The sequence below is a fragment of the Nonomuraea sp. NPDC003201 genome, from assembly GCF_053590415.1.
This window is the reverse complement of sequence record NZ_JBSFTC010000095.1, coordinates 1-12,941: the sequence shown is the minus strand read 5'-3', so window position 1 is coordinate 12,941 and position 12,941 is coordinate 1. Positions and strand designations below refer to the sequence as shown.

11 protein-coding genes are annotated in these 12,941 nt (G+C 70.0%); 7 read left to right on the top strand and 4 right to left on the bottom strand.

All coding sequences use genetic code 11. The features are described from left to right. Positions 1–61: 61 nt before the first annotated feature. Genes ACWDX9_RS28990 through ACWDX9_RS28980 form a run of 3 tightly spaced genes read right to left on the bottom strand, consistent with a single transcriptional unit; the run spans position 62 to position 2,818 of the window. The gene (locus tag ACWDX9_RS28990; protein WP_449959383.1) at positions 62–829 is read right to left on the bottom strand and encodes a phytanoyl-CoA dioxygenase family protein; all 768 of its coding nucleotides are present in this window, start codon (positions 827–829) and stop codon (positions 62–64) included. A 31-nt stretch (positions 830–860) separates the two neighbouring features. Then, entirely contained in the window at positions 861–1,850 is a 990-nt protein-coding gene (locus ACWDX9_RS28985; RefSeq protein WP_449959381.1) for a Gfo/Idh/MocA family protein, read from the bottom strand. Next, the gene (locus tag ACWDX9_RS28980; protein WP_449959379.1) at positions 1,847–2,818 is read right to left on the bottom strand and encodes a Gfo/Idh/MocA family protein; all 972 of its coding nucleotides are present in this window, start codon (positions 2,816–2,818) and stop codon (positions 1,847–1,849) included. Before ACWDX9_RS28980 ends, ACWDX9_RS28985 begins: the two co-directional genes overlap by 4 nt. Positions 2,819–3,072: 254 nt before the next feature. Between ACWDX9_RS28980 and ACWDX9_RS28975 the strand changes: the two genes are divergently transcribed. The 6 genes from ACWDX9_RS28975 (at position 3,073) to ACWDX9_RS28950 (ending at position 11,529) form a co-directional block, all read left to right on the top strand. Further along, complete coding sequence (locus ACWDX9_RS28975; RefSeq protein ID WP_449959377.1) at positions 3,073–5,055, top strand: MGH1-like glycoside hydrolase domain-containing protein; 1,983 nt, start codon at positions 3,073–3,075, stop codon at positions 5,053–5,055. Between the two features lie 213 nt (positions 5,056–5,268). Continuing rightward, a complete protein-coding gene (locus tag ACWDX9_RS28970) occupies positions 5,269–6,303 on the top strand; it encodes a LacI family DNA-binding transcriptional regulator (RefSeq protein WP_449959375.1) in 1,035 nt (344 codons plus the stop codon). Positions 6,304–6,412: 109 nt separating this feature from the next. After that, positions 6,413–8,224 (top strand): endo-1,4-beta-xylanase, encoded by a 1,812-nt coding sequence (locus ACWDX9_RS28965; RefSeq protein WP_449959373.1) that lies wholly within the window; start codon positions 6,413–6,415, stop codon positions 8,222–8,224. 38 nt (positions 8,225–8,262) lie between these two features. After that, a complete protein-coding gene (locus tag ACWDX9_RS28960; RefSeq protein WP_449959371.1) occupies positions 8,263–9,723 on the top strand; it encodes an extracellular solute-binding protein in 1,461 nt (486 codons plus the stop codon). Between the two features lie 4 nt (positions 9,724–9,727). Then, a complete protein-coding gene (locus tag ACWDX9_RS28955; protein ID WP_449959369.1) occupies positions 9,728–10,708 on the top strand; it encodes a carbohydrate ABC transporter permease in 981 nt (326 codons plus the stop codon). Then, the gene (locus tag ACWDX9_RS28950; RefSeq protein WP_363964505.1) at positions 10,705–11,529 is read left to right on the top strand and encodes a carbohydrate ABC transporter permease; all 825 of its coding nucleotides are present in this window, start codon (positions 10,705–10,707) and stop codon (positions 11,527–11,529) included. Before ACWDX9_RS28955 ends, ACWDX9_RS28950 begins: the two co-directional genes overlap by 4 nt. Before the next feature lie 36 nt (positions 11,530–11,565). On the opposite strand, the gene ACWDX9_RS28945 is transcribed toward ACWDX9_RS28950, so the two are convergent. Next, entirely contained in the window at positions 11,566–12,384 is an 819-nt protein-coding gene (locus tag ACWDX9_RS28945; protein ID WP_449959367.1) for a phytanoyl-CoA dioxygenase family protein, read from the bottom strand. Between the two features lie 80 nt (positions 12,385–12,464). Between ACWDX9_RS28945 and ACWDX9_RS28940 the strand changes: the two genes are divergently transcribed. Continuing rightward, positions 12,465–12,941, top strand: a 477-nt coding sequence (locus ACWDX9_RS28940; RefSeq protein WP_449959365.1) for a cupin domain-containing protein, incomplete at its 3' end; no start/stop codon positions are given.

The window sequence follows — 12,941 nt, the reverse complement described above, 5'->3', positions numbered from 1 at the left end:
AACCTACGTACCGGCCCGTGGCAACGGCGGCCGCCCGCCGGTGCGTAGGTCCCGTCCGCTTCTACCGGCGCGTGACCTCCGCCCCCGTGAAACGGTAGTGCCGTGCCGGGTCGAAGTCGGGCCATGGCTGGTAGGCGTTCACGCCGGGTTCGCCGCGCAGGTGGAACGCGCTCGGGTAAGGCCGCTCGTCCGCCGTGATGCGGGTCGAGGTCGGGATGTAGCGGATGGTCAGCCCGCATCGCCGCTCTGGCGAGGTGTTCGCGTTGCTGCCGTGCACGATGTTCGGGTGGTGCACCTCGACGTCGCCCGGCGCCAGCACCATGTCCACGGCCGCCGACTCCTCCACCTCGGCCGCGATCTCTTCGCCGAGCACATTGTCCACCGTAGTGTTGGGGCGCATCGCCTGGATGTCACCGCGGTGGCTGCCGGGGATCAGCCGTACGCAGCCGTTCCCCGGCGTCGAGTGGTCGATGGCCAGCCAGAGCGTGACCACCCGCATCGGCTCCAGCGGCCAGAACGCCGCGTCCTGGTGCCAGAGCACCGGCTGCCCCGAGTACGGCGGCTTGCTGATGTAGTGCGAGGCGAACAGCGCGATGTCCGGGCCGATGAAGGTCTGCGCGATGTCCAGCAGCCGGTCGTCCGAGATCAACCGCAGCCAGAACGGGTCGTCGCGCAGCAGCGTGTGGCCCAGATGTTCGGGCCGCAGGTCCGGGTGGCGGCGCTGCAGCCAGTCGACGTGGCCGGCAGCCTCCCGCACCAGCTCCCGGTCGATGACATCGCGGAAGACGGCGTAGCCGTCGCGGTCGAATCGCTCGAGGACGTCACTCATAATGCTCTCCCGGAATGCGCAGCGGGGCCCGTCACAGGGTGATCTCTCGTTTCTCCTGCGCGGACCGGTAGGCCGCGAGAATGACCTTGAGCACGTCCGTGCCCTCTTCGTGGGTGTGCACCGGCCGCGATCCGTCACGTATCCGGCGGACGAAGTCGGCGCAGACGGCCGGAATGGAGTCGACGGCCGGAAATGCGAGCGTGGTGGCGGCCCCGCCGCGTGGCTTGTGGCACAGCGTCGTGCCGTCGCTCCACAGGCTGCCGAGCTCACCGACCGCCGAGAACTTCTCGGTGAACGGCGCCGCTTCGTACGCCCAGCTGGTCACCACCTCCCCCACCGCGCCGTTGGCGAAGCGCACCAGCACCCGGGCTGAATCCTCGCCCTCCATGAACGCCAGCCGGTGGGTGCTGAGCATCGCCGTCACCGCGGCCGGACGGGTGGAGGCCAGGTACAGCAGCAGGTAGGTGGGGTGGTAGCCGGTGTCGATGAGCTCGCCACCGCCGCTGGTGGCCGCGTGGGCGCGCCAGCCCATCGTCGACGGGTCGAAGTCGTTGAAGAAGCTGTCGGTGGTACGCAGTTCGTACACGCGGCCCAGCGCGCCGGAGTCGATGAGCTCGCGGGCGTGGGCGACCGCGGGCAAGGTGAGCTGGTTGTGCGCGCACATCAGGGTGACCCCGGCTGTGCCCACCGCGTCGGCGATCCGCTCGGCCTCGGCGATCGTCAGGCACAGCGGCTTCTCGCACAGGATGTGCTTGCCGGCCTTGGCGGCGGCGATGACGGCGTCGGCATGCAGATGGTGGGGCAGGCAGATGTCGACGGCGTCAACGGAGGCCTCCTCCAGCATGCGCTCGTAGGAGCGGTACGCCTGGGCGCCACCCGCCTGCTGGGCGCGCTCGGTGGCGGTGTCGAGGTCCACGTCGGCGACGGCGGTGACGGCCGCCTCGTCCGGGACGGCGAGATAGCCGCGCAGATGGGAGCGGGAGATGTTCCCGCAGCCGATGAGGCCGATGGAGAGGGTCATACGCGGCTTCCTTCCTCGCGGCTCTCGCGGGTGGCGGCGGCCATCAAGCGGGTCAGGTCGAGGCCGAGGGCGAGGTTCTCCTCGTCACGGGTGCCGTCGGCGACATGGCGTACGAACAGCTCGAAGGGCGTGCCGGTACGCGGCGGCACGGGCAGCTCGCGCCAGGCGCCGCCGGTGCTGAGCAGCATCCGCGGCTCGGGCGTCCCGTACACGAGGGAGCCTTCGGTGCCGTGCAGCTCGATGGTGAACGGGGAGGCCGGTGCGACGAAGGACGCCTCCACCACGCCGAGCGTGCCATCCGCGCAGCGCAGCACCGCGACGGCGTTGTCCTCGACGGCGCGCTCCGTCACATGGCCGAAGGACCCGCTCACGGTCTCGGGCATGCGGCCGAGGAACAGCCGGGCCAGGTACATGGGGTGGCAGCCGAGATCGATGAGGGCGCCGCCCGCGGTGGCGGCCGGGTCGTAGAAGTGCTCGGGGAGCCAGCCCTCGCCGACCGAGCCGCCGTGGGCCAGGCGGATCCGGACGAGGGTGAGGCGGCCGAGTTCGCCGTCGGCCAGCACCTTGCGGATGGCCGTCGTGTAGCCGTCGTACAGCCTGGGGAGCGCGAGCATCAGCGCGACCCCGGACTTCTCCGCGGCGGCGGTGATCTCCACGCACTCGGCCGGAGTCGGGGCGAGGACCTTCTCGGTGAAGATGTGCTTGCCGGCCGCCGCGGCGGCCGTGATGACCTCGCGGTGCGCGGTGGTCGGGCAGGTGACGACCACGGCGTCGACGTCACCGCGCGCGAGTAGTCCGCCGAGGTCGGGATGGAAGTCGGCGCCGAGGTCGTCGGCCCAGGCCCGCCCGCGGGCGGCGTCCTCGTCCCAGACGGCGGTGATCTCGGTGCCGGGGTGCTCGGATGCCTGGCGGGCGTAGTCGGGAGCGTGTACGTGCCAGAAGCTGAGGATGGCGAGGCGCAGGGGCACGAATGATCCTTGCGTTATGGGTGGATTCAGCCTTCGGAGGTGGCCGTACCTTTGTCGAACCGGTCCAAAACCCTACTCGGGACGGTAGCCCTGGACCGGTTCGATGGCAATACTTGACCGAAAAACGGCGGTAATACTGCGGCAACTCTTGCGATGGATACGGGCCGATGTCAGCATCGGTCACGAGCGCCGGTCGTCCGCGCCCTTCGGAGAGATCTCCCCACCCAGCCACCCGTCAGGCAAGGGATTGACGCATGCCTTACGCAGTTGACGAGTTCGCCTTCGACCTGCGCCAGAGCGTGGCGCCCGGCCACACCTGGGTCACCAGCGGCTGGACCACCGTCCACGCCCCACCGGGCTCGGTGTGCGGGGTCGGCGGGTGGTTCGCGCCACCGTACGCGGCCCCCGACGCCGCGCTGGCCGTCGAACTGGACGTGGACGGGCACCGGATCGCCGACGGTGCGGCGCCCGGCGTGGCCGGAGTCGGCCTGCTCCACGCGGGTGGCACCTGGTGGCCTGGCCGGATCGAGAGGCAGGGCACATACCACCGCCGCCACCACGGCGACCTCGTGTCGTTCGGGGTGCGGAGCACCCTCACCCCGCTGTACGGCCAAGCCGGGTTCGTCCTGGAGGTGGAGATCACCAACCGGTCCGGGCGCGACGTCGCCGCGACCCTGCACCCGCGCGCCGAACCCGGCGGTCCCCGCCGTGTCTCGCTCGGCGAATGGGGCTGGGTCCCGCCCGAACCCGGTCCGGAGGCCACGCGCACGGGACCGTGGACCTGGCAGGCCGGGGACGTCACCGTCGAGCTCTCCCACGAGGGACTCCGCCAGGACGTCCCGGCGGGCGGGAGCGCGGTGTTCGCGCTGGCCGTTCGCGCCGGCGCGGGAACGCCGCCCGGACGGCTGCGGGAGCTGGCCGCCGAATCCCGCCGCCAGTCGGAGCGCCGGCTGGCCGCGGCGCTGGCGCGGGTGCCGCGGCTGTCCAGCGACATCCCGGGGCTGGAGGCGTACTGGCGCGGCTCTCTGTCCAGCGGGCTGGCCTGTCTCTGGGACAACCCCGGCTTCATCACCTCCCCCTTCGTGGCCACCTCCGGGCTGGACGGCGGGGCGCTGTGCTCCTACGCGTGGGACACCGGCGGGTACGCCCCCCACCTGCTCTCCCTCATGCTCGGCGAAGCCACCACCACCGTTCTGGAATCGCTCATGAAGGTGGACCTCACCAGCCACTACGCGATCGCTCCCGACGGCACGGGCCAGGGCGTCCCGTACGCCTACAGCGGCTGGTCCCTGGTCACCCTCGCCACCGCCGTCGCCGCCCACCAGGGCATCTCCCCCGCCCTGGTCACCCAGCTCCACGAGCTGGTCGAAGGGCTGGACGCCCGCTTCACCCCGGCCGGGGCGCTACGCGACTACGGCACCCAGCACAACCTGCTGGAGATGCGCGGCACCGGCTGGGAGCACGTGGTCGCCAGCCCCAACGCCGAACGCGCCTGGTGTCTCGACCGGCTCGCCGAGCTGGCCGAGGTGTCCGGCGCGCGGCTGCCCGTCGGCGAGTTACGCTCCCGCGCCCGTGACATCAGGCAGGCGATCGCCCGCGAGCTGTGGGACGAGCGCGAGGGCTGGTTCCGCTGCCGTTACCCCGACGGGCACACCGAGCTCGTCCAGCACGTCCAGGCGTTCGACGCGATGCGGAACGGCGCCTGCACGCCGGAGATGGCCTCGGCCATGCTGAGGCGGCTGCGTGACGGCTCGTTCCTCGCACCGTACGGCGTCAGTGCCGTGGCCGCGGACGACCGGCTGCACTACGAGCTCGGCGACACCGACTGGTCGGGCGGCGGGGCGTACACCGGGGAGGGCCCGCAGCTCGCCCTGACACTCTGGGAGCACGGCGAGCCGTCCCTCGCCTGGGGCGTCATGAAACGGCTGCTCTGGATGGGGCAGCACTTCCCGTACTACCCCCAGGAGCACTACTGCGACCGCCCGGCGGCACCGCCCGCGGGCCGCCGGGTCAACATCGTCGCCGGGCTGGCCGGCGCGGAGGCGATCCTGACCGGCGCGGCGGGCGTGCGCTTCCGGCTCGACGGCAGCATGGTCGTCACCCCGGCAACGCTCCCCGACGGGGACGTGGAGCTGACCGGGCTGGTCCACCGGGGGCGCATGATCGACGTCTCGACCGCCTCAGGCGTCGTCACCGTCGACGGCCGTCCGCGCACGGCCGGCGGAGTGATCGAGTAACGGCGACGCCGGGTTGCCGGGCCGGAGCGGCGGGCACACGGCGGGGTCGGCTTCGGGCCGGCACGCCATCGGCACGTATTCGTCGCAAAAGTTACGGGCGAGTTACTCCTGTTTTTCATCGAGGTATTGCTATCGAACCGGTCCAGCGCTACCGTCCCAGGAAATGGTGTTGGACCGGTTTGACAAAAGACCGGACGCAGCTGGGGAACGGGCATGGAGAAAATCACGATCCGCGATATAGCGCGGCTGGCCGGCGTATCGAAATCCACGGTGTCGTTGGTGATCAACAACAGCCCGCGGGTCGACCCGGCCACCCGGCGGCGCGTGCTGGCGGTCATCACCCGCCACAACTACGTGCCCAGCGCCACCGCGAGCGCGCTGGCGAAGGGGCGGCCGCCGTTCATCGGCATGATCGTGCCCGGGCTGACGTGGCGGATGGTGGCCCCGCTGAACTTCGGGGTCGCCTCCGTCATCGAGCGCACGCCGTACGAGATCATCCTCTACACGAGCACCAACGACCGCGACTACGGGCCGGTCATCGACCGCATGCTCGCCTCGGGGTTGTCGGCCGGGGTCCTGGTGATCAACCAGGACCAGCCCATGAAACCCCTGCTCGACCTGCACGGGCAGGGTGTGCCCGTGGTCCTCATCAACACCCTCGGCTCCCACTTCGACCTGCCGTCGGTCGAGGCCGACAACTACGAGGGCGCCCGCGGCGCGGTGCGCCACCTGCTGGACCTCGGTCACCGGCGGATCGCGTCGCTGGCCGGGCCGATGACGTACCCGTGCTGCCAGGACCGGCAGCGCGGCTACGAGGACGCGCTGACCGAGGCCGGAGTCCCGATCGACGCCTCGCTCACCGCGCAGAGCGCGTTCGAGCCCCCGCGGGCCCGCGAGCTGGTGTGCGAGCTGCTGGATCGCGCCGACCGGCCGACGGCGGTGTTCGCGCACAACGACGTCACCGCCTACGCCGCCATGGAGGCCGCCGCCGACCGCGGTCTGCGGGTGCCCGAGGACCTGTCCGTGGTCGGATTCGACGACATACCGTCGTCGGCGCACGTCAAGCCCGCCCTCACCACGGTCGGCCAGCCGTTCGAGGCGATGGGCCAGCAGGCGGCCCGGATGCTGCTCGCCATCGTCTCCCCCGGGTCCGGGTCCGGGTCCGGGGAAGAGCCGCCACCGCCCACCCGCGTCCAGCTGCCGACCACTCTCGTCGTCCGGGACAGCACGGGCCCCGCTCCCGCCTGACACCCATCTCACCTCGACTCACCTCCACTTTCACATCGACGAAGCGAAGACCGGCGCCCTGGCGGCACCGGTCGTGATCCCCCCTGCCCGTCGAAAGAAAGGCCCCCTCATGGGTCGCTTCACCAAGGCGCTGGCGTACGTGATCCCCGGAGTGCTGCTCGCGGCGCTGATGGGACCGGCGGCGCCCGCGACCGCCGCCGCACCGACCGAGGTCATGCCGGCCGACATCCTCGAATCGTTCACCCAGTTCACGGGTAATCCCGCACCCCAGACGAAGACAGTCACCGTTCAGGGGCAGCCGGACTTCGACCAGGCGCTGCAGGTCACGGTGACCGGGCAGCCGAGCTCGTCCGGCCTGGACGGCGAGTACTCCTTCGGCGTGGGCGTCCCGTCCGCGCAGCCCACGGTCAAGGGCGAGGCGATGCTGGCCACCTTCTGGGCACGGTCGGTCACGCCGACATCGTCCGGATCCGGCCTGGCCCACTTCGTGTTCGAGCAGAACGGCGGGAGCTACAGCAAGTCCACCCAGGCGGCGATGAAGTTCGGGGCCGCGTGGCAGCGCTTCCAGCTGCCGTTCCGGATGGCCGCCGACTACGCGGCCGGGCAGGTCCGCGTCAACTTCTGGCTCGGGTACGGGCCGCAGGTGCTGCAGATCGCGGGCGTGTCGGTGCTGCGGTACGGACCGGGGACCCCGGCCGGTTGGCCGCAGGCCACCTACGCCGGTCGCGACGCGGCCGCGTCCTGGCGGGCCGCCGCCGCCGACCGGATCGAACGCGACCGCAAGGGCAACATCTACGTCAAGGTCGTCGACTCCCAGGGCCACCTCGTCCCAGGCGCCACCGTTCAGGCGGAGATGACCAGGCACGCCTTCAAGTTCGGCTCGGCCGCGGACGGTGTGCGGCTGATGACCCAGAACACCGCGGGGCAGAAGTACCGCGACACGCTGCTGGCCAACTTCAACCAGTTCACGCTCGGCAACAACCTCAAGTGGAACCACTGGGAGAACGTGACCGAGCGGAACACGTACACGCTGCCCGCGCTCCAGTGGGGACGCGACAACGGCCTGTTCGTCCGCGGGCACACCCTGATCTGGCCGTCGTGCGGGAACATGCCCGCCGACGTCTGCGGCCTGCGCAACGACCCCGCCGCGCTGCGGAACAGGATCGACACCCACATCACCGACGAGACGCGCACGCTCGCCGGCAAGATCGACGAGTGGGACGTGGTCAACGAGCCGTACGCCAACCACGACGTGCAGAACGTGCTCGGCGACGGCGAGATCGACCGCTGGTTCCGGCTGACCCGGCAGGCCGACGCGGGCCCCAAGCTCTACCTCAACGACTACGACATCATCGAGGACAACGGCTGGGAGGTCCGCCACCAGGACCAGTTCGCCGCCCTGGCCCGCTCCCTGAAGGACGGCGGGGCACCCATCGGCGGGATCGGCATCCAGGGGCACTTCGCCGGTGAGCAGCTCACCTCGCCGCAGGACCTGATCACGCTGATCAACAAGTTCGGCGGGATCGGCCTGCCCGTCGCGATCACCGAGTTCGACGTGGGCACCACCGACGAGCAGCTCCAGGCCGACTACACGCGTGACTTCCTCACCGTGATGTTCAGCATGCCGCAGGTCACCGGGGTCAGCACGTTCGGGTTCTGGGAGGGCGACACCTGGGATCCCAAGCGGGCCCTGTTCCGGACCGACTACACGCCCAAGCCGAACGCCGTGGCCTGGCGCGACCTCATCTACGGCAAGTGGTGGACGAGGGCGACGGCCACGACCGGGGCGACCGGATCGACCACGGTGCGGGGCTTCCTCGGCGACTACACCGTCAAGGTCACGGCCGGCGGCGTCACCAAGGAGGTCGCCGTCTCGATGCCGACCATCGCCGGCAAGGCGATCACAGTGGTCGTCGGCTGACGTCAGCACATCGAGTCGGCTCATCGAAAGGAAAGTCCATGTCAGCCATTCAGCTCAGCCGCCGGCAACTCCTGGGGGCCGCCGTCGCCACCGGCGGCGCCGCGTTCCTCGCCGGCTGCGGCGACTCCCGGCAGAACGCCGCCCCGGCGCAGGGCGCCACGCTGGCGTACTGGGACTGGTACGTCAGCCAGGCGCCGTGGGTGGACAACGAGATCAAGCTCTTCCAGCAGGCCGACGGCAAGACCACGATCAAGAAGACCACCCAGGTCACCGACAAGTACCTCGACCTCGTGGCGCTGGCCTTCCGCAGCGGCACCGCCCCCGACGTCCTCCTGCTGCCCACCAAGCCGAAACTGGAGACGCACGTCGGCGAGGGCTGGCTGATGCCCCTGGACAAGTGGGCCACCCCCGAGTGGCGGTCGAGGTTCCCCGCCAACAGTTTCGTCGAGGGCGTCAACATCTTCGGCGGCAAGGTGTACTCCGCGCCCTTCAGCGGCCTGGCGCCGGCGCTGCAGCTCTACATCCACAACGGGGTCTTCAAGGAGGCCGGCCTGACCAACCCCGACGGGTCGGTGCTCATCCCGAAGACGTGGGACGACATCACCCGCGCCGCCGAGGCGATCACGAGCAAGAGCGGCGGCAAGGTCTTCGGGCTCGGCTTCGGCAACGCGCAGAAGGGGGCCCTGCCGTGGCTGATCGAGCTGTTCTGCCGCGGCGCCGGGTCGCCCGGAGGCACCCAGTCGGTCGACTACCGCACCGGGAGATGGACGTACGGGACCGACCGCAACTATGCCGACTTCCTCGCTCTCCTCCTCGACTGGAAGAGCCGCGGCTTCATCTACCCGAACTCGATGAGCATCTCGGACGAGCAGGCCAGGGCGTTCTTCTCGAAGGGCCGGTTCGGCATGATCGTCGGCGGCGTGTGGAACCAGGCCCCCTGGGAGGAGGCCGGCTTCAAGGACTACAGCCTCATGACGCTCCCGTCGCCGACCGGCACCCCGCAGGGCTTCTTCTACGGGGCCCCGGGCAGCTACCTGATGGGTATCTCGGCCAAGGCCAGGAACCCCGACCAGGCGTGGGCCTGGCTCGACTGGTTCTACAGCCCCGCCGCCGGCAAGCGCTGGGTGCAGGGCGGCTACGGCCTGTCGGTCTACCCCGAGAACAACGACCCGGCGGGGGTGACCTCGCCGACGTTCAAGCAGTACGTGGCCATGGCGAACACGGCCCTCGTCGGCCCGGTGCCCGCCATCCGCAACCCGGAGATCGCCAAGGTGGAGGTGGCGCCGGTCCAGCCGGACCTCCCGGACGTCGCGGCCGGCATCTACACCGGCCAGCTCAAGGACACGCCCAAGGCCCTCAAGGAACTCGAGGACCGCCTCAACGGCGCCCTGGGCGAGGCCGTGTCGAAGGCCCGCGGGCAGGGGCTCAAGGTCAGCATGGACGACTACGTGTTCGCCGACTGGGACATCGCCAAGCCGTACACCACCAAGCGCGGATGAGCTGATGACGGACATCCAACTGGTCGGCCGGCCCCGCGCGCTGATCGCGGGCAGGGCGTCCCGCCTGCGGCGGCGGATCGCCGCGGCGCGCTGGTCCTACCTGTACGTCCTGCCGATGCTGGTGCTGCTGCTGGCGTTCGTGATCTACCCGATCATCGCGTCGCTCGGCTACACCTTCTACCGGTGGGACGGGATCGGCGAGCCCGGCGACTTCGTCGGGCTCGCCAACTTCGCCCGGGTGATGACGGACTCCATCTTCTGGGGAGCCCTGCGCAACACGTTCTTCTACGTGCTGCTCGTGGTGCCCGTCCAGCTCGTTCTCGCGCTCGCGCTCGCCCTCGTGCTGAACAACCGCCGGCTGCGCGGGAGGACTCTGTACCGGACGCTCTTCTTCCTTCCGGTGGTGACGTCGGCCGCGGTCGTCGGCGTGGTCGTCCAGCTGCTCTTCTCCAATTTCGGCGACGTGGTCAACGACGTGCTGATGTCGATCGGCCTCAACGACGAGTACGTGGACTGGCTCGGCGACCCGAGCTTCGCGATGATCATCATCATCGGGGTCGGGATCTGGCACACGCTGGGCTACAACCTCGTCTATTTCCTGGCCGCTCTGCAGACGATCCCCGACGAGCTGTACGAGGCGGCGCGGCTCGACGGCGCGGGCGCCCTCGCGAGCTTCCGCTACATCACCGTCCCCATGCTCAGGTCGGTGGGGGTCGTCATCGTCCTGCTGTCGGTCATCGGCTCGTTCCAGGTCTTCGACCTCGTGCAGGTGCTCACCAACGGCGGGCCGTACTTCGCCACCGAGGTCGTGAACACCTACGTCTACCACCTGGCGTTCGGCGGGTTCGGCGGCACCGGCGTCGAGCGGGACGTCGGCCTGGCCTCGGCGGCGTCGTTCTTCTACGGGATGCTGCTCATCGTCTTCGCCGTGGCCCAGGCCCTCTTCCTGCGGGTGCTGGTCAAGCGCAGGGGAGGTCGCGCATGACCCGGCGCGCGCCGTGGCTGACGCACGCGTTCCTGCTCCTCGGCGGGATCGCCTGGCTGTACCCGTTCCTGTGGACGCTGGGCAGCTCGCTGAAGAGCACCGACGAGTTCTTCGGCCGCGGCCTGAACCCGCTGCCCGGGACGCCCCTGTGGGCCAACTACGGGCAGGCATGGCAGGGGGCGTCCTTCGGCCAGTACTTCCTCAACACCCTCACCATCACCGTCGCCACGGTGGTCATCACCCTGCTCGTCACCGCCATGGCCGGCTACACGCTCGCCCGCACCGAGTTCCCCGGCAAGGGGCTCGTCCTGGTCGTGGTCGCGGGGACGGTGTTCCTGCCCCACGGGTACACCATCATCCCGATCTTCGACATCATGGACGCGCTCGGCCTGCTCAACAGCCTCTGGTCGATCATCATCGTGCAGTCCGCGGGCGGGATCGTCTTCGGCACCTTCCTGTTCATGGGCTACTTCCGGGCCATCGACCACTCACTGGAGGACGCCGCCCGGGTGGACGGGGCCGGCTTCCACCAGGTCTTCTGGCGGATCATGCTCCCGTTGTCGGGTCCGATGCTGGCCACGGTCGGCCTGTTCACCGCCATCTCGGCGTGGAACAGCTTCTTCATCCCGCTCGTGTTCACCCTCGCCCGTCCCGAGCTGCGCACCCTAGGCGTCGGGATGTACGCCTTCATCGGCGAGAACTCCACCGACTGGACGCTGCTGTGCGCCGGCTCCGTCATCACGCTCGCTCCGATCATCGCGATCTTCCTGGTGCTGCAGCGGTTCTTCGTGAACGGACTCGCCGGCGCCGTCAAGCAGTGACAGAAGGGTTTCCGTGTCCCATCCCCGGGGAGCCGGTCACCCTCTCCGGTGCAGAACGGGATTGAGCGGGGTGTCCGGGACGGCTCCCACCTCGGCTCCGGGCAGCCACGTACGCAGGTCGTGCCGCTGGTTGTCGTTGACCGGCCGGGAGACCGTGATGTCGGCGTCCATGTAGATCACGGTCATGACCCGGCGCGGGAGGTCCGAGCGGTTCGGCGCGGCGTGGTGGAACGTCCACCCGAGGTGGTAGCTCACCTCGCCGAGCCGGTACGGCGTCTCGACCGACGGGAAGTCCCGCTCGGCCAGCGCCCGCTGCAGCTCCCGCTCGGACTCGTCACTGATGGGCAGGTCACGGCCGTACTCGAAGCGGTGGCTGCCGGCGGCGAAGGCCAGCGGCCCCATCTCGGCCGGCGTCTCCTGCAGGGGGATCCAGACCGTCACGGTCCGGTCGCCGGCCAGCGGCCAGTAGTACTGGTCGGCGTGCCACGGGGTGAGCCCGCCGCCCGGCTCCTTGTACAGCGCCTGGTCGTGATAGAGCCGGACGCCGTCCACGCCGAGCAGCTCGGCCGCGATGCGGGCCAGGCGCGGGGAGAAGGCGAACTCGCGGACGAGGTCGCTGTGCCGCCACAGGTTGGTGACCTGGAGGAACGCCTTGCCGTACGTGTCGCGTTCGGCGAGGGGGAGGTGCTGGGTGTTCAGGTCGATGACCTTCGCGGTGATCTCGGGTTCGTACGCCGCGATCGTCCCGGCGTCCAGCACGCCGGGCAGTTTCACGAAGCCGTTGTCGTCGAAATGCCGCCGCGCGGCGGCGTCGAGGTCGTACCGGGACTCGAGATCGTGGTGAGTGGTCGCCATGCGACCAGCCTCGCCGCACCCTGGTGTTCGAGCCACGCGACGGATGACCGATTCCGATACTTTCATGACGACGGAGCACCATGCGCGCGTTCTACGAGCACATCGAGGCCACCTCCCAGCTCTCTTGGACGCTGTACGTCCGCCAGGCCACGCACTTCCGCTTCGCCTGGCACTTCCACCGCGAATACGAACTGACCCTGATCACCCGCGGCACCGGCACCCGGTTCGTGGGCGACTGCGTCGAGGAGTACGGTCCCGGCGACCTGACCCTGATCGGCCCTCAGCTGCCGCACACGTACCAGTCGGTGCCCGGTCACGGCAGCCACGAGGCGATCGTCGCCCAGTTCCGCCGGGACTTCCTGGGACGGGACTTCTTCGACCGCCCCGAGTTCGCCGACGTGGCCACGCTGCTCGAACGCTCGGCGCGTGGGCTGAGCTTTCCCCCGTTCGCCGTGGACCTCGGCGAGCTCGACGCGATGCCGCCGCCCGAGCGGACCCTTGCGCTGATCGACGCGCTCGTCCGGCTGTCGCGCCGCGCCGATGCGCGCCCGCTGGCC

What these genes read in the sequence shown, in the direction of transcription:
- ACWDX9_RS28985 (WP_449959381.1), bottom strand. Translation starts at nt 1,850, where the DNA reads ATGACCCTCTCCATCGGCCTCATCGGCTGCGGGAACATCTCCCGCTCC.
- ACWDX9_RS28960 (WP_449959371.1), top strand. Translation starts at nt 8,263, where the DNA reads ATGTCAGCCATTCAGCTCAGCCGCCGGCAACTCCTGGGGGCCGCCGTC.
- ACWDX9_RS28965 (WP_449959373.1), top strand. Translation starts at nt 6,413, where the DNA reads ATGGGTCGCTTCACCAAGGCGCTGGCGTACGTGATCCCCGGAGTGCTG.
- ACWDX9_RS28975 (WP_449959377.1), top strand. Translation starts at nt 3,073, where the DNA reads ATGCCTTACGCAGTTGACGAGTTCGCCTTCGACCTGCGCCAGAGCGTG.
- ACWDX9_RS28990 (WP_449959383.1), bottom strand. Translation starts at nt 829, where the DNA reads ATGAGTGACGTCCTCGAGCGATTCGACCGCGACGGCTACGCCGTCTTC.
- ACWDX9_RS28955 (WP_449959369.1), top strand. Translation starts at nt 9,728, where the DNA reads ATGACGGACATCCAACTGGTCGGCCGGCCCCGCGCGCTGATCGCGGGC.
- ACWDX9_RS28970 (WP_449959375.1), top strand. Translation starts at nt 5,269, where the DNA reads ATGGAGAAAATCACGATCCGCGATATAGCGCGGCTGGCCGGCGTATCG.
- ACWDX9_RS28945 (WP_449959367.1), bottom strand. Translation starts at nt 12,384, where the DNA reads ATGGCGACCACTCACCACGATCTCGAGTCCCGGTACGACCTCGACGCC.
- ACWDX9_RS28950 (WP_363964505.1), top strand. Translation starts at nt 10,705, where the DNA reads ATGACCCGGCGCGCGCCGTGGCTGACGCACGCGTTCCTGCTCCTCGGC.